Annotated in this window: 25 protein-coding genes; 12 read left to right on the plus strand and 13 right to left on the minus strand. The window is 61.1% G+C overall.

All coding sequences use genetic code 11. The features are described from left to right. Nucleotides 1-14: 14 nt before the first annotated feature. The 3 genes from modC to FMN63_RS06895 all read right to left on the minus strand — a co-directional run bounded on the left by modC (nt 15) and on the right by FMN63_RS06895 (nt 2,791). The gene (gene modC / locus FMN63_RS06885; protein WP_205513893.1) at nt 15-1,136 is read right to left on the minus strand and encodes a molybdenum ABC transporter ATP-binding protein; all 1,122 of its coding nucleotides are present in this window, start codon (nt 1,134-1,136) and stop codon (nt 15-17) included. Beyond that, complete coding sequence (gene modB, locus FMN63_RS06890) at nt 1,129-1,836, minus strand: molybdate ABC transporter permease subunit (protein ID WP_148583223.1); 708 nt, start codon at nt 1,834-1,836, stop codon at nt 1,129-1,131. The genes modC and modB overlap by 8 nt, the downstream gene beginning before the upstream one ends. A 130-nt stretch (nt 1,837-1,966) precedes the next feature. Further along, nucleotides 1,967-2,791, minus strand: coding sequence for a carbon-nitrogen hydrolase family protein (locus FMN63_RS06895; protein WP_205513900.1), 825 nt, complete (start codon nt 2,789-2,791; stop codon nt 1,967-1,969). 152 nt (nt 2,792-2,943) lie between these two features. Between FMN63_RS06895 and FMN63_RS06900 the strand changes: the two genes are divergently transcribed. Continuing rightward, the gene (locus tag FMN63_RS06900) at nt 2,944-3,366 is read left to right on the plus strand and encodes a GNAT family N-acetyltransferase (RefSeq protein ID WP_148583224.1); all 423 of its coding nucleotides are present in this window, start codon (nt 2,944-2,946) and stop codon (nt 3,364-3,366) included. 99 nt (nt 3,367-3,465) lie between these two features. Beyond that, complete coding sequence (locus FMN63_RS06905; protein ID WP_148583225.1) at nt 3,466-3,939, plus strand: DUF1203 domain-containing protein; 474 nt, start codon at nt 3,466-3,468, stop codon at nt 3,937-3,939. Here FMN63_RS06905 and FMN63_RS06910 read toward each other — a convergent pair. Continuing rightward, on the minus strand, nt 3,933-4,580 hold the full coding sequence (locus FMN63_RS06910) for a pyridoxamine 5'-phosphate oxidase family protein (protein WP_209000988.1): 648 nt from the start codon (nt 4,578-4,580) through the stop codon (nt 3,933-3,935). The genes FMN63_RS06905 and FMN63_RS06910 overlap by 7 nt on opposite strands. Nucleotides 4,581-4,806: 226 nt before the next feature. Between FMN63_RS06910 and FMN63_RS06915 the strand changes: the two genes are divergently transcribed. Next, nucleotides 4,807-5,652 (plus strand): isocitrate lyase/PEP mutase family protein, encoded by an 846-nt coding sequence (locus FMN63_RS06915; protein ID WP_148583226.1) that lies wholly within the window; start codon nt 4,807-4,809, stop codon nt 5,650-5,652. A gap of 6 nt (nt 5,653-5,658) precedes the next feature. Next, nucleotides 5,659-6,123, plus strand: a complete 465-nt coding sequence (locus FMN63_RS06920; protein ID WP_148583227.1) for a GNAT family N-acetyltransferase — start codon at nt 5,659-5,661, stop codon at nt 6,121-6,123. 103 nt (nt 6,124-6,226) lie between these two features. Here FMN63_RS06920 and rsgA read toward each other — a convergent pair whose 3' ends face one another. Beyond that, complete coding sequence (rsgA, locus tag FMN63_RS06925; protein ID WP_148583228.1) at nt 6,227-7,321, minus strand: ribosome small subunit-dependent GTPase A; 1,095 nt, start codon at nt 7,319-7,321, stop codon at nt 6,227-6,229. Between the two features lie 200 nt (nt 7,322-7,521). Next, a complete protein-coding gene (locus FMN63_RS06930) occupies nt 7,522-8,691 on the minus strand; it encodes a citrate/2-methylcitrate synthase (RefSeq protein WP_148583229.1) in 1,170 nt (389 codons plus the stop codon). Nucleotides 8,692-8,767: 76 nt separating this feature from the next. On the opposite strand from FMN63_RS06930, the gene FMN63_RS06935 reads away from it, so the two are divergent. Continuing rightward, nucleotides 8,768-9,871, plus strand: coding sequence for a citrate synthase/methylcitrate synthase (locus tag FMN63_RS06935; RefSeq protein ID WP_162854999.1), 1,104 nt, complete (start codon nt 8,768-8,770; stop codon nt 9,869-9,871). Between the two features lie 21 nt (nt 9,872-9,892). Here the strand turns inward: FMN63_RS06935 and FMN63_RS06940 are convergent, their stop codons facing one another. Then, on the minus strand, nt 9,893-10,840 hold the full coding sequence (locus FMN63_RS06940) for a LysR family transcriptional regulator (protein WP_209000989.1): 948 nt from the start codon (nt 10,838-10,840) through the stop codon (nt 9,893-9,895). Nucleotides 10,841-10,977: 137 nt separating this feature from the next. Here FMN63_RS06940 and FMN63_RS06945 point away from each other — a divergent pair, with 137 nt between their 5' ends. Genes FMN63_RS06945 through FMN63_RS06955 form a run of 3 tightly spaced genes read left to right on the plus strand, consistent with a single transcriptional unit; the run spans nt 10,978 to nt 13,622 of the window. Then, nucleotides 10,978-12,153: a cytochrome P450 gene (locus tag FMN63_RS06945; RefSeq protein WP_148583231.1), complete on the plus strand. Its 1,176-nt coding sequence runs from the start codon at nt 10,978-10,980 to the stop codon at nt 12,151-12,153. 49 nt (nt 12,154-12,202) lie between these two features. Further along, nucleotides 12,203-12,526 carry a 2Fe-2S iron-sulfur cluster-binding protein gene (locus FMN63_RS06950; protein ID WP_148583232.1) on the plus strand — a complete coding sequence of 108 codons (324 nt, stop codon included), beginning with the start codon at nt 12,203-12,205 and terminating at the stop codon, nt 12,524-12,526. A gap of 28 nt (nt 12,527-12,554) precedes the next feature. Further along, nucleotides 12,555-13,622 (plus strand): TRAP transporter substrate-binding protein, encoded by a 1,068-nt coding sequence (locus FMN63_RS06955; RefSeq protein WP_205513902.1) that lies wholly within the window; start codon nt 12,555-12,557, stop codon nt 13,620-13,622. A 159-nt stretch (nt 13,623-13,781) separates the two neighbouring features. Here the strand turns inward: FMN63_RS06955 and FMN63_RS06960 are convergent, their stop codons facing one another. Continuing rightward, on the minus strand, nt 13,782-14,525 hold the full coding sequence (locus FMN63_RS06960; RefSeq protein ID WP_148583233.1) for a tellurite resistance TerB family protein: 744 nt from the start codon (nt 14,523-14,525) through the stop codon (nt 13,782-13,784). Nucleotides 14,526-14,676: 151 nt separating this feature from the next. On the opposite strand from FMN63_RS06960, the gene FMN63_RS06965 reads away from it, so the two are divergent. Continuing rightward, entirely contained in the window at nt 14,677-15,216 is a 540-nt protein-coding gene (locus FMN63_RS06965; protein ID WP_148583234.1) for a hypothetical protein, read from the plus strand. 4 nt (nt 15,217-15,220) lie between these two features. Here the strand turns inward: FMN63_RS06965 and FMN63_RS06970 are convergent, their stop codons facing one another. Continuing rightward, the gene (locus FMN63_RS06970) at nt 15,221-15,688 is read right to left on the minus strand and encodes an Lrp/AsnC family transcriptional regulator (RefSeq protein ID WP_148583235.1); all 468 of its coding nucleotides are present in this window, start codon (nt 15,686-15,688) and stop codon (nt 15,221-15,223) included. A 127-nt stretch (nt 15,689-15,815) separates the two neighbouring features. Here FMN63_RS06970 and hppD point away from each other — a divergent pair, with 127 nt between their 5' ends. Beyond that, nucleotides 15,816-16,928 carry a 4-hydroxyphenylpyruvate dioxygenase gene (gene hppD / locus FMN63_RS06975; protein ID WP_148583236.1) on the plus strand — a complete coding sequence of 371 codons (1,113 nt, stop codon included), beginning with the start codon at nt 15,816-15,818 and terminating at the stop codon, nt 16,926-16,928. Between the two features lie 536 nt (nt 16,929-17,464). On the opposite strand, the gene FMN63_RS06980 is transcribed toward hppD, so the two are convergent. The 4 genes from FMN63_RS06980 to rsmI all read right to left on the minus strand — a co-directional run bounded on the left by FMN63_RS06980 (nt 17,465) and on the right by rsmI (nt 20,409). After that, nucleotides 17,465-17,794, minus strand: coding sequence for an antibiotic biosynthesis monooxygenase (locus tag FMN63_RS06980; protein WP_148583237.1), 330 nt, complete (start codon nt 17,792-17,794; stop codon nt 17,465-17,467). Nucleotides 17,795-17,892: 98 nt separating this feature from the next. Beyond that, entirely contained in the window at nt 17,893-18,837 is a 945-nt protein-coding gene (gene gshB, locus FMN63_RS06985; protein ID WP_023002334.1) for a glutathione synthase, read from the minus strand. Between the two features lie 253 nt (nt 18,838-19,090). After that, the gene (locus FMN63_RS06990) at nt 19,091-19,495 is read right to left on the minus strand and encodes a YraN family protein (RefSeq protein WP_148583238.1); all 405 of its coding nucleotides are present in this window, start codon (nt 19,493-19,495) and stop codon (nt 19,091-19,093) included. Further along, the gene (gene rsmI, locus FMN63_RS06995) at nt 19,495-20,409 is read right to left on the minus strand and encodes a 16S rRNA (cytidine(1402)-2'-O)-methyltransferase (protein WP_148583239.1); all 915 of its coding nucleotides are present in this window, start codon (nt 20,407-20,409) and stop codon (nt 19,495-19,497) included. The genes FMN63_RS06990 and rsmI overlap by 1 nt, the downstream gene beginning before the upstream one ends. Before the next feature lie 240 nt (nt 20,410-20,649). On the opposite strand from rsmI, the gene FMN63_RS07000 reads away from it, so the two are divergent. Together FMN63_RS07000 and coaBC are read left to right on the plus strand one after the other, a co-directional pair. After that, a complete protein-coding gene (locus tag FMN63_RS07000; protein ID WP_209000990.1) occupies nt 20,650-21,822 on the plus strand; it encodes a penicillin-binding protein activator in 1,173 nt (390 codons plus the stop codon). A gap of 44 nt (nt 21,823-21,866) precedes the next feature. After that, nucleotides 21,867-23,093 carry a bifunctional phosphopantothenoylcysteine decarboxylase/phosphopantothenate--cysteine ligase CoaBC gene (coaBC, locus tag FMN63_RS07005; protein ID WP_148583241.1) on the plus strand — a complete coding sequence of 409 codons (1,227 nt, stop codon included), beginning with the start codon at nt 21,867-21,869 and terminating at the stop codon, nt 23,091-23,093. Nucleotides 23,094-23,111 lie beyond the last annotated feature (18 nt).

Genomic DNA, 23,111 nt, shown 5'->3' on the forward strand with positions numbered 1-23,111 from the left:
GTGAAGCCGGAGCATTAACCAGCGGCGTTCTCCCCAGTGGCAGCATCCGCCAGAGCCGGTGCACGCTGGCGCCGGTCGATGGCAACGCTCTTGATCAGAACCGTCACGTCCTTGCCCGTGTAAAGATCCAGATCGGCGACGGATGCTCGGGTGATGCGGGCGCGCAGCACCTGACCGCTGGCGGAACACAGGATTTCCGCATAAGGACCTTTTTCGCTGGAGATACTGCTGATCGTCGCCGGGAAGGCGTTTCGGATGGACAGGCCTTCCGGCGGCACGACGGCCAGAGCGACGTCTCTGGCCCGGATGCGCAAGCGCACCGCGTCGCCGGGCACAGCGGCCATGTCCGGAATCTGAAGGATGGCTCCGCCGATATCGACATCGGTCAGCCCCCAGTCCGGGTCGTATCTGGTAACCGTGCCTTCCAGCAGCGCGCTGGCCTCATGACGGCCGGTTGCCCGGCCAAGGTCTGTCCGGGCGAGCATGTCGGCGACCGGCCCGAAAGCCGGCGTGCGACCATCGGAGAGGATCACGAGCGTGTTCGACAGGCGCGCCACTTCCTCGATGGAATGACTGACATAGAGGATCGGGATCCCCGCTTCCACGCACAGACGGTCCAGATAGGGCAGAATGTCGTTGCGCCGCGCCTGATCGAGATTGGCCAGCGGCTCGTCCATGATCAGCAGTCGCGGGTCCGACAGCAGCGCCCGGCCGATGGCCACCCTCTGCTTCTCGCCGCCAGAAAGCGTTCCGGGCTTGCGCTCCAGAAGCCCGCCCAACCCCAGCAGATCGACCACCTCGGCCATGTCCCGTGTGCCCGGTCTGCGGCCCGCCCAGCGCGCATAAGTCAGGTTGGAGGCGACGCTCAGATGCGGAAACAGCCGGGCATCCTGAAAGACGTGGCCGATCCTGCGTGCCTGAACCGGAAGGTCGATGCCTTTTCCCGCGTCGAACAGCACTGTGCCATTGACGGCGATATGGCCGCTAAGCGGCTTGAGAAGCCCGGCAATCATGTTGGTAAGGGTCGTCTTGCCGGCTCCGGACTGACCGAAGAGGGATGTCACTCCGCTGCCGCTGTCGAAGCGGGCTTCAAGATCCAGCTGACCGATACGACCCTCGATGTCGACATCAAGCATGACCACCCCCCATGCGCGCACGCAGCCTGCGTGCAAACGCTTCGGACGCTATCAATGCCGCAAAGGCAACAAAGGCCGCGATCAGCGTCAGACGAAAGGCAGCCAGCTCACCACCTGGCGTCTGGGTGGCAGTGTAAAGGGCCAGCGAAAGGGTTCTGGTTTCCCCAGGGATGTTGGAGACAAAAGTGATGGTTGCGCCGAATTCACCCATGGCCTTGGCAAAGCCGAGGATGGCGCCGCCCAGAATGCCGGGAAGCGCAAGAGGCAGAGTGACCGTAAGGAATGCTGTCAGGCGGTAGGCGCCCAACGACTTGGCCGCCTCTTCCAGTTTCGGGTCGACAGCTTCGAAGGAAAGGCGGATGGGCCGCACCATCAGCGGAAAGGCCATCACACCGGCAGCGAGCGCGGCGCCGGTCCAGTTGAAGGCGAAGGTGACGCCAAAGACACTGTCCAGAAACGAGCCGACCGGGCCCTTTCGGCCAAAAGTCAGCAGCAGCACGTAGCCCGTGACGACCGGTGGCAAGACCAGTGGCAAATGCACAAGAGCGTTGACGGCGCCATGACCGGTGAACCTGTAACGGGCAAGCACGAAGGCCATCAGAACAGCAAGCGGCAGCGCAACGACGAGGGCGGCAGAAGCGACCTTGAGGGTCAAGAGAAGGGCCTGCCATTCCGCTGGCTGAAGATTGAAAAAATCCACGGCTGCTCAGTCTGTTCGTTCCGGTACGCGGCCAATTGTCCTCAGCCACCTGCCGTTATCGGTTAGAACGCAGCAGGAAGGCAAGAAATCCTTTGCGTGCGGCCATGGATGTCAATCGGCAGACTTGGGGTCAATAGTCGATATCCGCCGCGCGTTTCGCGTCGTAGATGGCGCCGTTCCTTGCCTTCCGCCGCCACGGCCGGGCCTTATTCAAGGCGATTTCGTAGGCCGGGTCTTCCTTACTCAGAAGCGCGATGGCCAGGGCCTCTTCCCTACCGGACGCAGCTTCAGCGACAAGGTCCCCTTCCGGACCGCAGACGAATGCAGGCCCCTTGTGTGCCGTCTGGGCAGGCGTTGCAGCCGCAATCCAGAGGCAGTTGGTATAGGCGGATGCCTGCAGCGCCAGCCTGAATTGCGGTGTAATGCCGTAGGAGGCAAACAGAACCGCATCCACATTCAGGCGCTCATAGGCTGAAAAAACCTCCGGAAAGGCCGCCTCGATACAAATGGCGAACCCGAACCGATATCCGTCGATATTGACCGTGAGCGGATCGCTGCCCGGCGTGTACCAGCTGCCAACCTCGCTGTTTGAAAGAAACCGTTTGTCGTATCGGCCAGCGATCTCTCCCCGATCCGACACGACGTAAAGACTGTTATGAGGGTGCTTGTTTTCCGAGACGGGATGAGCCGCGCCGAAGACTGCATAGACGCCGAGATCCCGGCACAGATGGCCGATCAGATCGATTTCAGCCTCAAGCAGAGGCCAGTCGAAGCGCCGCCAGTCTTCCGGTGACGTGATCTGCGCCTTCGAATATCCTGAAAGAGCTCCCTCGCAGAACACCACCAGCCGGACGTTTTCCTTCGAGGCAACGCGAAGCATTCTGCGGATAGCGTGGCCGTTTTCGGTAATATCCGGTGTAACGAACGTCTGGGCGGCGGCAATCTTTATTGTCACGTTGGTCTCCCGGTTGGCGCCATGGAGACATGGCCAAGACCGACGGTCAATCGGCTTGTCTCCCTGTGCACACCGCGTGATGGTGGCGAGCAGTCATGCAATCGGCTAGGCTCATTTTCCCTTCCTTCTTGCAGCCGCTTCCAGGACCCTGCATGACAATCACCTTGAAAACCCGCATCCCCGATGTCGAGACCTATCTGCGCCTGCGGGTCAGTTCCGGACTGAGCGGCTACGGCCGGGAAGCTGCGGAAATCGGCCTGAAGAACAGTCTTTTTTGCGTGATGCTTTATGACGGCAATGAAGCAATCGGCATGGGCCGTCTCATCGGCGACGGCGGCTGTTTTGTCCAGGTAACGGATATCGCCGTCTTGCCCGGCTATCAGGGGCAGGGCCTCGGCAAGCGCATCATGGCAGCTCTGACCGACCACATCGAAAGCGCGTTTCCGCCGTCCACCTATGTCAGCCTGATCGCCGATGTGCCTGCAAATGCGCTCTATGCCCAGTTCGGCTTTGAGGAAACGGCGCCGAGATCCCTCGGCATGGCGCGACGGGCGGGGCGTAAAGACACGGCCTGACAGAGGCGCGACGGGGAAAATCGTTGCGCTCGCAAATCGGGTCGTTTCAGCCTTTCTGGATGCCTAGGGTCTTCTCACAACCTTTGAGGAGACAACACCATGTTTCAGATCGAGCCCCTACCCGCCTCCGAGTTCACCCACCTGAACAGCCTGAGCGACGCGGAACTCGCGCAGGAAGGCATTCAGGTGCACATTTCGGACGGCGCATTTCCCTGCCGCGTATCGCTTGCCGATGTTGCCAAAGGCACCCGGGTTTATCTCATGAATTTCGAACATCAGCCGGGCGCATCCCCCTACCGGTCCCGGCACGCGATCTTTGTTGCCGAGGGCGCGGAAGAATACCATCCGGATCCGGACACGGTTCCCGATGCCGTGGCAAAACGCCTGTTGTCTGTGCGCGCCTTCAACCGGGCCGACGAGATTGTTGACGCTGAAGTGGTCGAGGGCCGCGAGCTTGCCGGTGTCATCGCGTCCTTCTTCGAAAACCCGCATGTCAACTACATTCACCTGCATTTTGCACGCCGGGGCTGCTACGCGGCAAAGGTCACGCGAACTGCAAAAGCTGATCAGTAAAGCCTGAGCAAGCCTTCGGAGGTGGCTTCTTCCAGAAGCGCTTCCGGGGTTTGTTTCAGCTTGCCGTGCCGGATCATCGCATCACCGATGTCGCCAAGATCGTCAGCATTGCGCCAGCTTTCCGGTTGCCAGATCTTCGAGCGGATCATGGCCTTGGGGCAATGCATGAATGCCCGGGTGACCTGCACTGCCAGCGCCATCGAGGGTCGTTTGCCTTCCACTTCCATCTGTTCCAGCAGCCAGGCATCGCGGACGATGCGAGCCTCGCCGGAAACCCTCAAGGTCTCGCCCTTGCCCGGGATCAGAAAAATCAACCCGACGCGCGGGTCCTTCAGGAGATTGTGGTAGCTGTCGAGGCGGCGATTTCCCGGACGGTCGGGGATCGCCAGCAGCGTGTCGCTCACCACAGTGACAAAGCCGGCCGGGTCTCCCTTGGGGCTGACATCGATCACGCCCTGCGGATCAGCCGTCGCGATCAGGCAGAAAGGGGAGCGTGCAATGAACTGCCGACACAGGTCATCCAGTGCCGTTACCTCCTTTACTTTCACCTTCTCAGGTGCTGTTCCGGCATGGGCTTCGAGCTGTTCGACCGTTGTTATCAGATCGCTGAAATCTGCAAGTGTCATGGGATCTTCCGGCATGGCTACCTCCCTGGATCTGCCTGCTGGCGTCTTCACAATCAAACGGCGCGGGGTCCACAAAGACAAGGTGTTTCGCTGGAACCACCTTTTTTCCGAACTGGCGCCCTTAATCTGGCTAAACTGGATCTTACCAGCGCATTCCCGCACCCATCATAAAGGGATCGCATTGCCGATTTAAACTTAAACGGTAATCTAAATGCAAATGCCACTTTAGGGAGATCCGGCCATGCCAACCCCAGCCAAACGCCGCGCCGCCTTCAAAGCCCTTCACGAAAGAGGGCGGGCGTTTCTGATGCCCAATCCTTTCGACATAGGCACAGCCCGGATCCTGGATGGATTGCGGTTCGACGCGATGGCCACGTCCAGTGCCGGATATGCCTGGACTCAAGGGGTGAAGGATGCCGAAGGGCTGATCACGCGGGACGATGCGCTCGGTCATGCGGCCGATATCATCGCCGCCACCAGCGTTCCGGTGAACGGTGATCTGGAAAACGGGTTTGGCGACAGCCCGGACGACGTGGTGGCGACGGTCAAGGGGGCGATCGAGGTTGGCCTCGCCGGCTGCTCCATCGAGGATTACTCCACCGACCCGAAGCATCCCTTTTACGATCTGGAGCTGGCGGTGGAGCGGATCAAGGCGGCCGCGGATGTCAAGAAGCGGCTCGCGCCGGATTTCGTCCTGACCGCCCGCAGCGAAGGCCCCGTGCAGACGCAGCATGAGCTTGACGAGACGATCAAGCGGCTCAACGCTTTCGCCGAAGCGGGCGCTGATTGCGTCTACGCACCGGAACTGAAGAACAAGGACCAGATCACCGCGGTTCTGGCCAAGGTCAGTGCGCCGGTGAATATTCTGGCCGGCCGCAAGGACTTTCACCTGACCCGCAAGGAGCTGGGCGACATGGGGGTTACCCGCGTGTCCATCGGGGCGGGCCTGGCCCGGCTTGCCTATCACGCCTTTATTGCAGCTGCAGAAGACATGAAGGACGGCGGGACGTTCGGCTGTTTCGACAGAACCGAAACCATGCCGGAGGGAGCTCCCGATTTTGAATCCTTCATGAAGGCGAGGCCCTGACACGGCATGGACGCCCTGTCCGGCCCAAATGGCCTCACTCGGGCAAAGTCCGGGGATGCCGAAGCTTTGCGCGAACTCGCCCGGCGCGCCTACGAACACTATATCCCGGTCATCGGCGCCGTGCCGGTGCCCATGACCGCGGATTATGCCGCTCATGTACGCAATGACGAGGTGTGGGTTCTACGCTCCGGCAACGCTCTTGCCGCGAGCCTCGTGCTGATCAGGCAACCGGATCATCTCCTCATCGAGAGCATCGCTGTCGATCCCGCCGAGCAGGGCAAGGGCCATGGGAGGCAGTTGCTGGATTTTGCACGGCAACGCACCGCGGACCTGCAACTGGCCGAAATCCGGCTCTATACCAACATCCTGATGCATGAGAACCGGGCCTGGTACCAGCGGGCGGGGTTCGCTGAGACCCATGAAGAACAGCGCGGTGACAAGCGGATCGTTCATATGCGGTTGTCGCTGTGACCGCTCTGCCGTTCCTGAAGCGCAGAAGGACGTCAATCCAGGACCGGGCGGACCCCGGCCCTGAATTTGATCATCTTGCCAGCGCCGCAGCCCTCGTGACCAGCTACTCCGGGCCCCTGGTTTTCTGCTTTTTCTCTTTCATGGCATTGCGCACCATCTTGCCGAATGCCCGGTCCTTGGACCTGCGTTCGGCCAGACTGGCAGAGTTGAAGGCTTCTTCCGCCTTCAGTTTTCGCCATCGTGCCAGCCTTCCGGCTTCGAGGGTTCCGTCCTCGAGCGCTGCCCGAACCGCACAGCCGGGTTCCGTTTCGTGCCGGCAGTCCGAAAAACGGCACCGGGCGGCAAGGCCGGACACATCGGAAAACAGATCATCGATCCCCGCAGCCGCATCGGTGAGCTGAAGTTCCCGCATACCCGGCGTATCCAGCACCAGACAGCCGCCCGGCACCGCGTGAAGCTGCCGATGGGTCGTCGTGTGACGGCCCTTGGCGTCGTCTTCACGAATGGCCTGTGTGGCGATGTCTTCCGTGCCGGAGAGGGCATTGGCAAGGGTCGACTTGCCGACGCCGGACGACCCCAGGAAGGCGACCGTCTTGCCCGGTTTGCACCAGTCCGCCAGTTTCACGCCCGGCTCGTCACCGCGCGCGTCCAGCGTTACAACCGGAACCGCACTGGAAATCGCCTGGGCCTGATCGACATAGTTTTCCGGATCGGTCGCCAGATCGGATTTGGTCAAGACGATTACAGGAGCGATCTCTGCTTCCAGGGCGAGCGCGATGTATCGCTCCAGACGAGCGATGTTGAAATCCTGATTGCAGGAGGACACCACGAAAACCGTGTCGATGTTGGCGGCGATAAGCTGGATCTGACGATCCGTTCCCGGTGCGCGGCGCTTGAGCAGGCTCAACCGGTCCAGCACCCGGCTTGATGCCGGATGGGCGCTGTCCAGCAGCAGCCAGTCGCCTACGGTCGCGTCCCTTACGGGCAGGATCGTCTCGTCGATGCTCTCGCCGACCACATGAAAGGCGTTTCGATGAACTTCGACCACCCGCACAGGCGGCGTTGCCGTCAGTTCGTCGGCACTGATCTGTTGCGCGAAAAAGGCTTGCCATCCTAGCGTCTGCAGCGGCGATAGGATCTTGTCCGGCCCATTGGTTTTCGGGCGTGAAGGAAAGAAGGCGGAATAGTTCCGTACCATGAGATTGTCTCGTGAATTAAACACACGTCATCGGGCGCCCGTTGAGGCACCGGTTCATGTATTCAAGGCTCTCTGATCTTCAGAGAGCCTGCTCACGCAATCTCTGACATCCAATCTCCATGGGTGGCGCCTCGCAAGACGCCTCTTTTAGGTAGTCGCAAACAAAAGCCGATACAAGCTTTCCCCGACAACGGGCCCTCTTATTCCGGGCGCTCGCCGACATAGGCTGCCCGTGGCCGGATCTGCTCCGGCGCGGCGTATTGCTCCAGCGCATGGGCGATCCAGCCGACCATGCGGCCAGCGCAGAAGATGATCTTCCCGGCATCCTTCGGCAAGCCATAGGTCTTTTGTGTCGCGGCCAGGGCGAAGTCGATGTTCGGCGCCTCGCCGAAGAGATCGTGCGCAACCGATATCAGTCCCGTCAGCCGCTGCACAAAAGGATTTGCCGGTTCGCTGCGATAGAGGACATCGAGCAGGCAGGAGGCGCGCGGATCCGGTCCCCGGTAGATGGTGTGGCCGAAGCCGGGCAGGGGTTCGCCCCGGCTCAACCGGTCCGAGAGCATGGTTTCGATGTCTGTGTCAGGCACGACCTCCGAGAGCCAGGCTGTTGTCCTGTCGGATGCCGCACCATGACGCGGACCGGCGAAGGCCCCGAGACCTGAAATCAGGGCTGCGTGCAGAGGCGCGCGGGTGGAGGCGGCACAGCGGGTTGCGAAGGCGCTGGTGTTGAGTTCGTGGTCGGCACACAGGACCAGCGCCGCCCGGATCACGTTCTTTGCCGAAGACGACACACCGTAGGCGTTGGCGATTTGCGTGTGGATCGGCACGTCGACCGGATCGGCGTTGAGGAGAGCTGCGACCGCATAGCGCAACAGGGCCGCGCCCTTGACCTGCAAAAGCTTGGGCGCCTGGGTGTAGGCGGCCTTGTCCTGCAGCGGCCAGGCGGCGAGCGCGACCATGAGCCTGTCCAGCGGCGCAAGACCTTGCGGCAATTCCGGCGGCGGCAGCGGCGCGCTTTCGGCGAAGGGATCGTCCTGCGACGCCCACAGCAGGGTTGCCACGGTTTCCAGCGTCGAGGTTTGCGCCAGATCGACCGCAGACCGGCCACGGTAGACAGGGCCCGTCTCCGAAATCAGTGTCAATTCGGTTTCCAGCACCGGGTCACCGGTCAGCGGCCGGGCGCCGGAATGGTCGTCGGCCGCCTTGCGACCCTTCATGCGGCGCACGTCCGCCGCATCGTAGCGGCGCTGCTTGCCCGGACCGGCAACGGAGGCGATCAGCCCCCGGCTGACATAGGCGTAGAGCGTGGCAGGCTGAACACCGAGTTCAGCGGCAGCCTCACGGGCGGAAAGATAAATCGGCTTGGACATGTATTGATTTTAATTATCAACATTGATCAATGCAATCGCTTCTTACTATCTGGCCGGCATAGATAAGGAGATAGCCATGACAGAAGCGCCAAATCCCGCCCGGATGACACCGGACCCGATTGCCGGTTTGGAGGGCGTCGTCGCCGCCACCACCAAGCTCAGCCATGTCGACGGCCAAAAGGGTGTCCTCATCCTCCATGGCCGCCACATCGAAGATCTGGCCGGAAAGCTGAGCTTCGAAGACGCTGTCCGGCACCTGTGGCAGGAATTCGACGTGCCCGGAGCCCCTGGCCTGCGCACGGCCTTCGGCGACGCCCGGCTGGCCGCCTTTGCCGTCATGCCGGTTCTTGAAGCCGCACCGTCCAGCCTCAGCGTCTATGAACGCATGCAGCTCGGTCTGACTGCTCTACCCCTGTCCAGCGGCCTGCCCGACGCAATTGCGATCTGCGGCGCGTTGCCCGTCTTTCTGGCGGCGTCGCATCGGATTGCCGGCGGCCAGAGCCCGATCGCACCGGACAGCACACTGGAAACCGCAACGGACCTTCTGCGCATGTTGAGCGGAGAACTGCCGCCTGCGGCCCATGCCGAAGCGCTGAACCGCTATCTGGTGACCATCCTTGACCACGGACTGAACGCCTCCACCTTTACGGCCCGCGTGATCGGGTCGACCCAAGCGAACCTGAAACAGGCCGTGCTTGGTGCGATGGGTGCGCTCAGCGGGCCGCTGCACGGCGGTGCACCAGGCCCCGTGCTGGATATGATCGATGCCATCGGCAGCCCGGAAAACGCCGCCGCCTGGATCGGTGAGGCGCTGGCGCGCAAGGAACGTCTTATGGGTTTCGGTCACCGGATCTACCGGACGCGGGATCCGCGTGCGGACGTCCTGAAGGCAGGTCTGCGTCTGCTTGGAGCCGGCAATCCGAAAGTGCGCCTTGCGGAGGAAATCGAACAGGCGGCCCTGGCCGCCCTCAAAATCGCCAAGCCGGACCGCCCGCTGGAAACAAATGTGGAGTTCTATACCGCGGTTCTGCTGGATGCGATCGGGGTTGACCGCAGCCTGTTCACGCCGCTGTTTGCTGTCGGCCGGACACCGGGCTGGTGCGCCCATGTTCTGGAACAGCAGGAAACAGGCAAGCTGATCCGGCCGTCGTCGCATTATGTAGGGCCGATGCCTGCGTGATAGAGACCGGTTGAGTGTGTTTTACTGAAAAGCGCCACGCCCGGAAGGCGGATCGTCCGTCTTCCGGGATTTTGTATTCAGCCGGTAAACCATCTCTCGCACCCACATGTGCAGCGGTGCGCGATGATTGAGCGTGGTCCAGGCGAGGCTGATCGTCACCGAAGTCTGAACCGGGCAGGGCACCACCCGAAGCCCCTCCGCAACGGACAGGGACAGCCGTTCCGGCACCGTGGCGACGAGGTGCGATCCGGCTACCAGACGCTCAAGCCCCGCCGGGCTCGGCACGCGCAGGGCGACTTTCAAGTCCTTGTTCATGCGCTCAAGCTCGATGATGTAACGGGACCGCCACTGACCGCCATAGGTGACGAGCACGTGGTCGAGATCCAGATAATCTTCCAGGCTCAGCGATGACCCGGCTTTCGGATGCTCCGGATCGAGCAGGCAGACGTAGCGGTCCTGATAGAGATCACGCCTGTAGAAATGCGGGTCCGGGCGCTCGAAGGGACCGATCAGAAGATCCGCCTCGTTGCGCAACAGGCGCTCATGGCCGATCCCCGACGCGTCAATGATTTCGAGATCCAGATTCGGCGCTTCGCGTTTCAGAAAATGGACGATCTCCGGAATGATCAGCACCCGTTCATAGAAATTGCAGGCAATGGTGAAGGTTTGCGAGGCCGTCTTCGGATCGAAGTCCGGCGGGGCGGCCAGTTGCCGGAACTCCGCCGTCAGCCGCTTGGCCTGATGGACGATATCCTCGCAGCGCTGCGTCGGGTGCAGCCGGCGCGCCTGACGAACGAACAGCGGATCCTGAAACACGCCCCGCAGCTTGTTGATGGTGTAGCTGACGGCCGACTGGTTGATACCGAGCTCTTCCGCAGCCCGCGTGAAAGACCGAAGCTGGTGCACCCAGACCAGAACCTGCAACGCCCGAAAATCGACATCCAACGGATCGACCTGCATCTGCACCATCTCCCAAGTCCCGAACCGGCGTTTCAGATCCGGGTAAAATCAAAAAATTCGATGACAACTATAAAGTCAATCGTATTGCTTGATTTTAAGCCACCCGATTAACTTGGCCAGTTGCCGGATTTGGGAGGAGATGGCAGATGGCAGTCGCACCCGTCGACAAAACGCTGACGCTTGACGAGCTGAGACGCGATCCCTATCCGATCTACAAGCGGATGCGGGCGGAAACGCCGATCGTTCAGGTTCCGGCGGCAAACCGTATTTTCCTGACCAAGGCGAAACACACCAAAATGGTGAAGGACGATCCCGAGCTTTACAGTTCGGACGATCCTGTGACACCGATGCGGCGCGCCTTTCTTGCCCACACGCTGATGCGCAAGGACGGCGATGAGCACCGGCGCGAGCGCATGGCCATGCAGCCGGCGTTCTCGCCGAAGGTCATCAAGACCGATTGGGCCGATCTCTACCGGAAGATTGCCGCCGACTATCTCGACCGGCTGCCAAGAGGCGAAACGGTCGACCTATTCACCGCCCTGTGCGGACCGGTGGCAGCACGCATCCTGGCGCATATTCTGGGCCTCGACGAAGTCAGCGACGCCGATATGCAGCGCTGGTCGCAGGTGCTGATCGACGGTGCCGGCAACTTCGGCTTCGCCGACGAACCGTTCGCCCGGTCGGATGCGGCCAATGCGGAAATGGATGCGATGTTCGACAGTCTGATTGACCGTCACACCGCAGAACCCAACAATTCCGCCTTTTCCGTCATGCTGAACGCCCGTGACCCGATCCCCAAAAGCCAGATCTATGCCAACATCAAGATCGCCATTGGCGGCGGGATCAACGAGCCACGCGACGCGCTCGCGACCATCATCTATGGGCTGCTGACCAATCCGGATCAGTTGGAAGAGGTCAAGCGGCAGGACGCCTGGGCGGATGCCTTCGAAGAAGGCGTTCGCTGGGTGGCGCCCATCCAGGCATCGTCCCGCCGGGCAACGCGGGATGTTCAAATCGACGGCATCGACATTCCCGAAGGGGTCACGCTGATGACCATCCAGGCCTCCGCCAACCGCGACGAGGACCTTTACGAGGATGGCGAGGCGTTCAACGTGTTCCGCCAGAAGGCGCCTCATCAGGCTTTCGGCAGCGGCCCGCATCATTGCGCAGGTGCTCATATCTCGCGCAGGACCGTTGGTGAAATCATGCTGCCGATGCTGTTCGAGCGTTTTCCAGGCATGAAGCTGGATCGGCCCGAAGACGTGATCTGGAGCGGCTTCGGTTTCCGCGGCCCCCTGAACCTGCCCGTCAAATTGACCTGAGCAAACGCAACAAGGGAGCGGGGCAGAACCCGCCGAAAGGGAGAAGCGCATGGTGCAGATTACCTTCGTCCAGCCAGACGGCAGCCGGACGACCATCGACGCCAATGAAGGCGCCAGCGTCATGGAAGCTGCGGTCGGCAACGGGATTGACGGCATTTTTGCCGAATGCGGCGGCGCCATGATGTGCGCCACCTGCCACTGCTACGTGGACGAAGAGTGGAGCGACAAGACCGGCGCGCAGGCGGAAGGCGAAGACATCATGCTGGAATGCGCGGCGGCCGAAGTGCGCGAAACCTCGCGCCTGTCCTGCCAGATCAAGCTGACCGGCGCCCTCGACGGGCTGGTGGTGCATCTGCCGGACGAGCAGGCCTGAGGGACCAATTCGATCAAGGGAGGAAGTCATGTCGAAATACCGGACCATAAGGTCTCTGGCCGCAGGAGCGGTTACCGTTGGGGCGCTTGCGGTATCAGCGCTGTCGCTGACCCTCAGTGCAGGCCCCGCCGCTGCGGCGGAGGTCACGCTGCGGCTGCACCAGATGCTGCCGGCGCAAGCCAGCGTGCCGAAGAACATTCTCGAACCGTGGATGGCGAAGATCGAGGAAGAATCCGGGGGACGGATCGAGTTCCAGCATTTCCCGGCGATGCAGCTTGGCGGCAAACCGCCGGAACTGGTCGATCAGGCCATCGATGGCATCGCGGACATTGTGTGGACCTTGCCTGGGTATACGCCTGGCCGCTTTCCGAGAACCGAAGTCTTCGAGCTTCCCTTCGTCATGACCAATGCCGAAGCCGTTTCACGCGCCTTCTGGCAACTGGCGGAAGAGACCATGCTGGACCAGGACTTCAAGGACATGAAGGTTCTTGGGCTCTGGGTGCATGGTCCCGGACTGATCCATTCCAAGGAGCCGATCGATTCACTGGACGACCTCAACGGCGTGAAATTGCGGGCTCCGACGCGGGTAACCAATGAAATGTTCAGCTCACTCGGCGCGACGCCTGTCGGCATGCCGGTTCCGGCGGTTCCCGAAGCGCTGTCCAAGGGTGTCATCGACGCCACGGTGGTGCCGTGGGAGGTCACCGGCGCGCTCAAGATCAACGAGCTTGTCAATAACCACACGGACTTCGGAGACGACTCGCTTTATACGGCCACCTTCGTGCTGGGCATGAACCGGGCTGCCTACGATGGGCTGCCCGACGATCTGAAGGCGATCATCGACAAAAACTCCGGTCTGGAACTTTCCGGCTTCGCCGGCGGTCAGATGCAGCGGGATGATGCCAAGCCTCGCGAGGATGCCATCGAAAACGGAGCGAACATCGTCGTGCTTCCTCCTGAGGAGGTGGCCCGCTGGAAGGAAGCTTCCGCGCCGACGATTGAAAAATGGATTGCCGAGATGGACGAGAAAGGCATGGACGGCACCGCTCTCTACGAACGCGCCGTCGAACTGATTGAAGAAAACACCGGAAAATAGCCGGTCCGTGAGGTGCGCGGCCGCCCCACAAGGCTGTGTGCTTCCTGGCTCGTGCCGTCAGTGGATCTGCGACGGCTTCAGAGCATGCGCCGGTTATGCAGGGCTCCCGTGACAACAGGTTGCGGGAGCCCTGTTTTCTTGCACCCTCCGTGGCGACGGTCAGCCCGCCGCCTGAGCTTCGCGGACAGCATATTCGATTTCGTCAACGAGGCCGTCTTCCAGGTTGAGCCGGGCCGCGAGCATCTGCAGATATGCCTTTTCCGCAGGATGATCCGGATCGATGGCCAGGCGTGAAGCGGCATAGATTTCTGCGGCGGTCTCCTCGCAGGTTGCGCCGGCAACCACCTTGTCCAGGTCCAGCGGCGAGCGCAGTTCGTCCATCAGAAACGCCTTTGCGTCACTGTCCAGTCCGGCCTCGTCGATCTTGTCGAATATCCGGTCCTGCTCCTCACGGTCGATATGTCCGTCGGCCTTCGCAGCGGAAATCATTGCCGTCAACAGCGTCACGGCTGCCTGATTTTCACCGCCCGGCTGTTCGCTCGGATCGAAAGCCGTGCCGCGCGGGGCTTCCACCGGGATCGGATCATCGGCCGGATACTGCGGGCGCGGCGCATTCTGCTGGTTGGCCTTGTGGCCTTGGTAGGCCTTGTAGGCAAGGCCGGCGACCAGGGCGAGGCCGCCATAGGTAACGGCCTTCTTGCCCAGTTTGCGGCCACTCTTGCTGCCAAGCATCAGGCCGGCAAGACTTCCGAGCGCCAGTCCGCCGCCCTGGGACGACAGAAAATCCTTGCCCTGGGAGAGAAGGTCACCGGACCCGCCTTTCCCGGCCGCACCGCGTTGGCCGGCTTGACCACCGCCCTGGGTGCCCAGAAACTGATCCAGCAAGGATTTTGCGTCGAACATTTTCGGCTCCTTAAAATTGCCGCGTGGAGCGGCTTCAATCACGTTCGCCTTATCAAATGGGATTTTCTGCAAGGGACGCAAGTTTGCGTTACACTCCGTCACACTTCTCCAATCCGCAACGCCTTTCGTCTTGGCAACAGCGAGGAAAATCTTGAACTTCCTCTCCTCAATCCGCGGTCTTTCCCTGCTGTGCTGCCTCATCGCCGGGACACTGGGGAGTGGACCCGCGCACGCCCTGTCGCTGAACGACGAAGCCGATACCTATCGCAAGATCTGGCAGAATGATCTTCTGAAAGCTTATTCGCGCGCATTGGGCGATGCCGGCGAAAGCACGACCGGCAATCTTTATGCCTTCAACATCAAGGGGTGTTCGCGTGAGGATACTCCCGGAACGCTGCTGTATATCCACGCCGTCCAGGACCGTGGGCAGCCGCGCGGCAGCGAGTTTCCGACCTATGTCTTCACGTCGGGAACAAGACAGGACAAACCGGAGCTTGCATTCAAGACCTATGCCGGCAAACGCATCTATCTGTCTGACACGATCACCTGCGAACCCGAGCAATGCCTGTTGTCCGGCAAGACCGGATTTTCCGATGTCTGCCTGGCCGACCCTTATGGCAACCCGGCGCCGGATCTGAAGGGCCTGCGCAAGGATATCTGGACCGACCTCATGGGTTGGCTCGGGCTTTAGAGGGTCACTTCAACGGCAACAGATTGTCGTCCTTCAGCGTTTCCATGGCGATTGACGAGCGGACATGATGAACCGCCTCCTGGGGCAGCAGTTCGTCGTTGATGATGCGGCTGAGCGCCTTCAGGTCCGACACCACGATCTTCAGCATGTAATCGACATCCCCGGTCAGTGTGTGAGCCTCCTGCACTTCGGGCATGGCTGTCACCATGTTGCGGAACTTGCGGGCGTTTTCCCTGGAATGCGCGCCAAGCGTCACGCCGACATAGGCGGTCACCATCAGCCCAAGGGATTCCGGATCCAGCGCTGCCCGGTACCGGCGGATGATACCCGCGTCTTCCAGCTTCTGCCGGCGCCTTGAGACCTGACTTGCGGACAGGCCGATGACGTCGCCCAGCTCGGAATTGGTCAGGGCGGCGTTGTTCTGCAAAGCAGCGAGCAGCTTCACATCAAAGCTATCCAGCGCAATTGTCATGCAGTTCTCCAAAGTATCTCGCATTTTCTGTGCACCATCTTACGCGAAAACACGTGATTCGCACACACGCTGCGCGTCCTTCGCGGCATTCTGACTGCACTGACCCGTTCAACCGAGGAGGACATTCATGGGACCGTTCCCGCACGACGCGCCACCCGCTCAGATCACGTCTGACAACCCGGCCGGTACCGATGGATTCGAATTTGTCGAATTCTCCCATCCGGAACCAGAAAAGCTGGACGCGTTGTTCCGCAGGATGGGTTACCTCCCGGTCGCAAAGCACAAGAGCAAGAACATCACCCTCTATCGTCAGGGCGATGTCACCTATGTACTGAATGCCGAACCGGGCAGCTTCGGCATGACGTTCGTCGATACGCACGGCCCCTGCGCACCTGCCATGGCCTGGCGCGTTGTCGATGCGCAAAAGGCATTCGACCATGCCGTTGCCAAGGGCGCGACGCCCTATGAAGGCGACGACAAGACCCTGGATGTTCCGGCAATTGTCGGCATCGGCGGATCCCTGCTCTACTTTATCGACACCTACGGAGAGAAAGGCTCGGCCTATTCGGAAGACTTCACCTGGCTGGGCGTGGTCGATCCGAAGCCGGAAGGCGTCGGTTTCTATTATCTCGACCACCTGACCCACAACGTCTATCGCGGCAACATGGACAAGTGGTGGGATTTCTACCGCGACCTGTTCAACTTCAAGCAGATCCACTTCTTCGACATCGACGGCCGGATCACCGGTCTTGTCAGCCGCGCGATCACCAGCCCCTGCGGCAAGATCCGCATTCCGCTGAACGAATCCAAGGACGACACCAGCCAGATCGAGGAATATCTGAAGAAATATAACGGCGAAGGCATCCAGCACATCGCGGTTGGCACGGACAACATCTACGAGAGCACGGATCTTCTGGCAGACAACGGTCTGAAGTTCATGCCCGGCCCGCCGGAAACCTATTACGAGATGTCCTACGACCGGGTGAACGGCCACGACGAGCCCATCGAGCGGATGAAGCGTCACGGCATCCTGATCGACGGTGAAGGCGTCATCGACGGCGGCATGACGAAGATCCTGCTGCAGATTTTCTCGAAGACCGTGATTGGCCCGATCTTTTTCGAGTTCATCCAGCGCAAGGGTGACGAGGGCTTTGGCGAAGGCAACTTCCGCGCCCTGTTCGAGTCGATTGAAGAAGACCAGATCCGCCGCGGAGTCATCAAGACAGAAGCTGCAGAATAGTCGCCCTTTAAGGTTGCACTGCACTGGCCGCTGTCTTTCGGGAGAGCGGTCTTTATCTTGCGCAAATGCCCTTGGGTTACTTGCCCAAAGCAATCCCGTTCGGGCCCGGTTCCGGTCCTGCCATTACCGCGTTATTGAAACCGAGCATCCGACGATTGAATCGTATCTCCTTGAAGCGGCTCAAAAATTCGATTCCGGGATTCCGGCACCTTGCCATGGGAAATATCGGTCCTTTCGAAATTTTTTCAAAAATAATTTCGCGCCGACCGAGAGGGATTAACCATTTCATTTCAACGTGATAACGACACCCTAAAGTAGAAGCGCAAAAAAATATTCAAGCAAAATGCACTTTCTGCAGGATCGATTCTAGTGGGGACGGGTTCTACTTACAGAGGCTGCCGAGTAGGCCCTCTGTTGCATTGTCTAAGCACGAACTCTTAACACCTCCGCGCCCCCATGCGGAGGTTTTTTTTGTCTGATCGCAGGTGATGGGCGGGGTGCCCGCCCAGGGATTTTCCGTTCATGTCCTCAGGGCGTCAGACTGCATTCATGTTGGACATGACGGCTTTCGCACCGATTTGCTGCAGGAAGGCCTGCGGGTCGAACGCCACCTTGCGATATTCTTCCGCTATACGGGCCTTCGCTTGCAGAAAGACCTCTTCGTTCTGCCATTCGACAAAGGTGACGAATGTCGCCGTCCCTCCTCGGGAAGGCTGTTCAAGCACGAGGTTCTGGCGGCAGCCTTCGATGTTCTGAAGCAGATCGCGAATGACAGTGAGCCGTTCCAGCAGAACGTCGCGCGATTCAAGCGGCACTTCAAACCGGTCGACGCGGTATATGGGCCGGGAGTCCGTGTCCGATTTCATGCTGTTTCTCCTTGAGATTTGAAAGGAGAAACAGCTCTACAACCTCAACTTAAATTGAGGTCAAGCGGATATTCGGACACGGCTTGTGGCAAGGGCTGTCAGCCCTTCACCTTCGCTTCCAGCACGTCCCAGACCATGCCTGCCACGTCCGGCCCGCCGAGATTGCGGATGGCGCGGATGCCCGTGGGGGCGGTGACGTTGATTTCCGTCAGGTTGCCGTCGATGACGTCGATGCCGACCAGGATCAGACCCTTTTCCTTCAGCGACGGTCCAAGGCGGGCGCAGATTTCGCGTTCGCGCTCGGTCAGCTCACTGTCGGTCGGCGCGCCGCCACGCACCATGTTGGAGCGCAGGTCGCCAGCGGCCGGAACACGGTTGACCGCGCCGGCGAACTGGCCGTCGACCAGCAGGATGCGCTTGTCGCCGTGTTTCACGTTGGGCAGGAACTGCTGGATGACCCAGGGCTCGCGGAAGGTCGCGGCAAAGAAATCATACAGAGACCCGTAGTTGAGGTCGTCCTGAGTGATGCGGAAGACGGCCGCACCGCCATGGCCGAACAGCGGCTTCATGACGATGTCGCCATATTCCTTCCGGAAAAGATCGATCTCCGACTTGTCCTTGGTGATCAGGGTCGGCGGCATCAGATCGGCGAATTCGGTCACGAACAGCTTTTCCGGTGCGTTGCGCACGGCTGCCGGGTCGTTGACCACCAATGTGTCCGGATGGATCTTTTCCAGAATGTGGGTCGCGGCGATGTAGGAGAGGTCGAACGGCGGGTCCTGGCGCATCAGCACCACATCCATCTCGCGCATGTTGAACCGGCTCTTTTCGCCCAATGTGAAGTGATCGCCCTTCACATCGCGCACTTCAATCGGCTCCAGCGCACAGAACACCTCGTCGCCGCGCATCGCCAGGCGGTCGGGCGTGTAGTGATAGAGTTCATGTCCGCGAGACTGCGCTTCCAGCATCATTGCGAAGGCGCTGTCGCCGGCAATATTGATGGACGATACATGGTCCATCTGGACCGCAACTTTCAAAGCCATGAGGCAACTCCCGGCGGGCGGCGCCACTTCGGCGCCTTTGGGATTTCAGAACGATTGGTCCAGATATGCGGTGCGAGGTCCGCTTTGTCCAGAGGTGGCGGGCAGAAGGATCCGAGTTCGTTTCAAAGTCATTCCCCTGGCAAATGCAAATGGTCACGTTTCTCAATCAAACCCGGCGTCATCCCGGGCGAGCGTTGCCGGGTTTCGACACACCAGCCATTGTTAAACTCAGACCTGGGACCAGCGCACCAAACTACTCCCAAGCCTGAAACGCGTTCGCGATGCGCTCGGGCCAAGCGCGGGGACGCACGACGATGACATCGAAGCGCAAGGTGAAGAACCCGGCCTTGGGATGCTCGGTGACGAAGATCCTGGCGGCACGGGAAATGCGTTTCTGGCTGGCAGGCGTGACGGCTTCCAGCGCTGCCTGCCGTGATTTGCGGGCCTTGACCTCAATGAAGGCAACCGTCTTGCGGCGCTTGGCGATGAGGTCGATTTCGCCGGCCTTGGTCTTGTAGCGGCGCTTGAGGATGCGCCAGCCGGTGAGGCGCAGATACCAGGCAGCCAGGGTTTCGGCGGATAGGCCCAACGCATGTGCCCGGCGGCGCCGGTCCGTCTCTGCCGGCGGCCTTCCGGAACCACCCGGACCGCGTGCCATCAGGCGTCTTCCGCCTTCAGTTCGAGGGCCCGTTTATAAACCTCGTTGCGGTCGAGCCCCGTGGCCTTGGAGATCTTCTTCGCTGCGGCGCTCACCGGCATTTCGGTGAGAGCTTCGCTCAACAAGGCATCCAGATCGTCCGCCTCGGCCTCGGGCTTGTCTTCCGGTGGGCCGACCAGAATAACGATCTCGCCCTTGACCTGCTGGCCGTCGAAGCGAGCGCTCAGCTCTTCCAGAGTGCCGCGCTCGAAGGTCTCGAAACGCTTGGTCAGCTCCCGCGCGACGACAGCTTCGCGTCCGGCTCCCAGGAGCTCGGCCATGAGCGCCAGCGTGGCGGCAGTACGATGGGGCGATTCAAAGAAAACCAGCGTCGCCGGCACCTTGGCCAGTTCCTGCAGCCGCCGGGACTTCGGCCCGCCCTTTTGCGGCAGAAACCCTGCAAACAGCACCGTATCGCTCGGCAGGCCCGCTGCAACCAGTCCGGCCAGAGGCGCGGAGGCCCCTGGGATCGGGATGACCTTGTAGCCTTCTGCGACCACATCACGCACCAGCCGATACCCCGGGTCGGAGACCAGCGGCGTTCCCGCATCGGACACCAGCGCCACGGCCCGGCCATCGGCCAGAGCTTCCAGGATCTTCGGCCGCTGCTTGTCGGCATTGTGCTCGTGGTAGGGAAGGAGTGGGGTTTTCAAAGAGAACCGCTGGGTAAGCGTTGCCGTGACCCGCGTATCCTCGCAGGCGATCACGCTTGCCGCAGCAAGGGTTTCCAGCGCTCTGACAGTTATATCGCCGAGATTGCCGATCGGCGTGGAGACGATATAGAGCGCGGGTTCCAGATTGGCTGCGGTGAACACATGTTCGGAGAGGCTGTAGCGGTTCCTGTCCGCAGCCAGCTCGGCTGTTTCCTTGACCATGTCGCCTTCCCTCTTGTCTGCCGCGAATTGCCGTTTCGCTCTCGTTTGCGCCCTTGCGCTAGCCTTTCGATACAACCGATGCAAGGCAAATCCACCGTTGATCGCGCCGATATGCCATTGAAAGGCCACTAAATCTTTACAGGCCTGTAGCGAATACGTAAGTCTTTCCCAAAGGGTGAACCGACAAATATGGCAAGTGCAAGACGGGGCGACAACGTGCAACAGCACAGACGTGTTTTCTTGAAAACAGCGCTGGCTGGAGCCAGCACGATGCTGCTGGGCGGCTGCATGGGGTCGACGCTGGGCTCGCTTCCGGGCGACCAGATCCAGCCCACAGCGCAGCCGCAACCGACCGGCGAAATCATCGGCACGGGCGGGGTTCGCATCGGGTTGCTGCTGCCACTGGCAAGCTCCGGCGGCAACGCGTCCATCGGCACGGTTTTCAAGAACTCCGCCTCGCTGGCTTTGCAGAACTTCCCGAGCGCGGATGTGCAGTTGCTGGTGAAAGATACCGGCGGCACCGCCGAAGGCGGACGCGCTGCTGCGCAGGCGGCCATTTCGGAAGGTGCGGAACTGATCCTGGGTCCGGTGTTCTCGCCTGCGGTGTCCGGTGCCGCACAGGCCGCACGGGCCACGGGCGTTCCCGTCATCGCGTTTTCGACGGACACATCCGTCGCGGCCCGGGGCGTCTACCTGCTCAGCTTCCTGCCGGAAAGTGACGTGAAACGCGTTGTCAGCTACGCCAACAGCCAGAAGAAACACTCCTACGCCGCACTGATCCCCGAAGGCTCCTACGGCGCCGTCGTGGAGGCTGCGTTCCGCCAGGAAGTCGGCCGCGGGGGCGGTCGGATCGCATCGATCCAGCGCTATTCCATGAACGGTTCGGATACGTCCGATCTTGTCACCAAGACAGCCGCGCTGAAATCCGTGCTGAACAATTCCGACGCCCTGTTCGTTCCGGCCGGAGGCGCTGTGCCTGCGGCGGTCGTACAAACCCTGGTCAGCCAGGGCGCCAATCTGGGCAATGTGAAGCTGCTTGGAACCGGGCAGTGGGACTCACCCCAGGTCAAGAACAACCCTGTGCTTGCCGGCGCCTGGTATGCCGGGCCGGAAGACAAGGGTTTCCAGGCGTTTGCCCAACGGTATCAGAGCACATATGGCTCCGTGCCGCCGCGCAATGCCAGCCTGGTCTACGATGGCGTCACCCTGGCCGCGGGCCTGATCCGCTCCGCCGGGCAGCAGCGGTTCCAGCAGAGCATCATCACCAATCGTGACGGCTTCATCGGCATTGACGGATTGTTCCGCTTCCAATCCAATGGCCTCAACCAGCGGGGCCTTGCCGTCTATCAGATTACCGGGCAGGGCACACAGGTGATTTCTCCGGCGCCGCGGGATTTCCGCACCGGATTCTGATCTTTACCGCCGACATCGACAGACCTAGGGAGTGCTGAGTTAAGATGCTGAGCGGCAAACAGATCGTCCTGATCATCAGCGGCGGCATCGCCGCCTACAAATCCCTCGACCTGATCCGCAGGCTGAAGGAGCGCGGTGCCCGGGTGATCCCGGTGATGACAAAGGGCGCGCAGGAATTCATCACGCCGCTGGCCGCCGGCGCTCTGTCGGCGGAAACCGTCTACACCGACCTGTTTGACCGGCAGGCGGAACACGATGTCGGCCATATCCGCCTGGCCCGCGACCACGACCTGATCCTGATCGCCCCTGCCACCGCTGATCTGATGGCCAAGATGGCTCACGGTATTGCCGACGACCTGGCGACGGCGGTGCTGCTGGCAACCGACAAGCCTGTGCTGATTGCCCCTGCCATGAACCCGAAGATGTGGCAGCACGAGGCGACAAAGCGCAACCGGGCCGTTCTCAAGACGCGCGGCATTGCCTTTTGCGGCCCGGCCGCCGGCGAGATGGCGGAAAAGGGCGAATCCGGAACAGGCCGGATGAGCGAACCGCTGGAGATCGTTGCCGCCGCCGAGGCTTTGCTGCGGGAAGAGGCGATCAAGACGGGCAGCCTGCCGCTCGCCGGAAAGCATGTTCTGATCACCTCCGGCCCGACCCATGAGCCGATTGACCCTGTCCGCTATATCGCCAACCGGTCTTCCGGAAAGCAGGGCCATGCGCTGGCACAGGCTGCCTATGAGGCCGGGGCGCGCGTGACGCTGGTGTCTGGCCCGGTGACCCTGCCGGACCCGGCCAATGTCACCGTCGTCCATGTCGAGTCAGCCTCCGCCATGCTGAAGGCGGTGGAAAGCAACCTGCCGGCGGATATCGCCATCATGGCGGCGGCCGTCGCCGACTGGCGCGTTGCAAGCGAGGGCGCCCAGAAGATCAAGAAAGACGGCAGCGGCAAGCCGCCTGCGCTGGAACTGACGGAAAACCCGGACATTCTGGCAACCGTCGGCCATCACGCGGACCTCCGGCCAAAGCTGCTGATCGGCTTTGCCGCCGAAACGCAGAACCTGATCGACAATGCCCGTGGCAAACTGGAACGCAAGAAGGCTGACTGGATCATAGCGAACGACGTCAGCCCGCAAACCGGGATCATGGGCGGCGACGCCAACACCATCCGCGTTGTCAGCCGCGACGGCGTCGAGGACTGGCCGGAAATGGACAAGAGCGAGGTCGCCCGCCGAATTATCGCGCGTGCAGGCGAGGCGCTCACCCAAAGCTGATCGTGATTGAATCAGTCA

It is taken from the genome of Stappia sp. BW2, from assembly GCF_008107695.1.
Lineage (GTDB): Bacteria > Pseudomonadota > Alphaproteobacteria > Rhizobiales > Stappiaceae > Roseibium.

What these genes read in the sequence shown, in the direction of transcription:
- FMN63_RS06950 (WP_148583232.1), top strand. Translation starts at nt 12,203, where the DNA reads ATGGTGCAGATTACCTTCGTCCAGCCAGACGGCAGCCGGACGACCATC.
- FMN63_RS06900 (WP_148583224.1), top strand. Translation starts at nt 2,944, where the DNA reads ATGACAATCACCTTGAAAACCCGCATCCCCGATGTCGAGACCTATCTG.
- FMN63_RS06960 (WP_148583233.1), bottom strand. Translation starts at nt 14,525, where the DNA reads ATGTTCGACGCAAAATCCTTGCTGGATCAGTTTCTGGGCACCCAGGGC.
- FMN63_RS06940 (WP_209000989.1), bottom strand. Translation starts at nt 10,840, where the DNA reads ATGGTGCAGATGCAGGTCGATCCGTTGGATGTCGATTTTCGGGCGTTG.
- FMN63_RS06920 (WP_148583227.1), top strand. Translation starts at nt 5,659, where the DNA reads ATGGACGCCCTGTCCGGCCCAAATGGCCTCACTCGGGCAAAGTCCGGG.
- gshB (WP_023002334.1), bottom strand. Translation starts at nt 18,837, where the DNA reads ATGGCTTTGAAAGTTGCGGTCCAGATGGACCATGTATCGTCCATCAAT.
- FMN63_RS06915 (WP_148583226.1), top strand. Translation starts at nt 4,807, where the DNA reads ATGCCAACCCCAGCCAAACGCCGCGCCGCCTTCAAAGCCCTTCACGAA.
- FMN63_RS06980 (WP_148583237.1), bottom strand. Translation starts at nt 17,794, where the DNA reads ATGAAATCGGACACGGACTCCCGGCCCATATACCGCGTCGACCGGTTT.
- modC (WP_205513893.1), bottom strand. Translation starts at nt 1,136, where the DNA reads ATGCTTGATGTCGACATCGAGGGTCGTATCGGTCAGCTGGATCTTGAA.
- FMN63_RS06945 (WP_148583231.1), top strand. Translation starts at nt 10,978, where the DNA reads ATGGCAGTCGCACCCGTCGACAAAACGCTGACGCTTGACGAGCTGAGA.
- FMN63_RS06955 (WP_205513902.1), top strand. Translation starts at nt 12,555, where the DNA reads ATGTCGAAATACCGGACCATAAGGTCTCTGGCCGCAGGAGCGGTTACC.
- FMN63_RS06935 (WP_162854999.1), top strand. Translation starts at nt 8,768, where the DNA reads ATGACAGAAGCGCCAAATCCCGCCCGGATGACACCGGACCCGATTGCC.
- FMN63_RS06910 (WP_209000988.1), bottom strand. Translation starts at nt 4,580, where the DNA reads ATGCCGGAAGATCCCATGACACTTGCAGATTTCAGCGATCTGATAACA.
- rsgA (WP_148583228.1), bottom strand. Translation starts at nt 7,321, where the DNA reads ATGGTACGGAACTATTCCGCCTTCTTTCCTTCACGCCCGAAAACCAAT.
- FMN63_RS06970 (WP_148583235.1), bottom strand. Translation starts at nt 15,688, where the DNA reads ATGACAATTGCGCTGGATAGCTTTGATGTGAAGCTGCTCGCTGCTTTG.
- FMN63_RS06930 (WP_148583229.1), bottom strand. Translation starts at nt 8,691, where the DNA reads ATGTCCAAGCCGATTTATCTTTCCGCCCGTGAGGCTGCCGCTGAACTC.
- hppD (WP_148583236.1), top strand. Translation starts at nt 15,816, where the DNA reads ATGGGACCGTTCCCGCACGACGCGCCACCCGCTCAGATCACGTCTGAC.
- coaBC (WP_148583241.1), top strand. Translation starts at nt 21,867, where the DNA reads ATGCTGAGCGGCAAACAGATCGTCCTGATCATCAGCGGCGGCATCGCC.
- FMN63_RS06905 (WP_148583225.1), top strand. Translation starts at nt 3,466, where the DNA reads ATGTTTCAGATCGAGCCCCTACCCGCCTCCGAGTTCACCCACCTGAAC.
- FMN63_RS06990 (WP_148583238.1), bottom strand. Translation starts at nt 19,495, where the DNA reads ATGGCACGCGGTCCGGGTGGTTCCGGAAGGCCGCCGGCAGAGACGGAC.
- rsmI (WP_148583239.1), bottom strand. Translation starts at nt 20,409, where the DNA reads ATGGTCAAGGAAACAGCCGAGCTGGCTGCGGACAGGAACCGCTACAGC.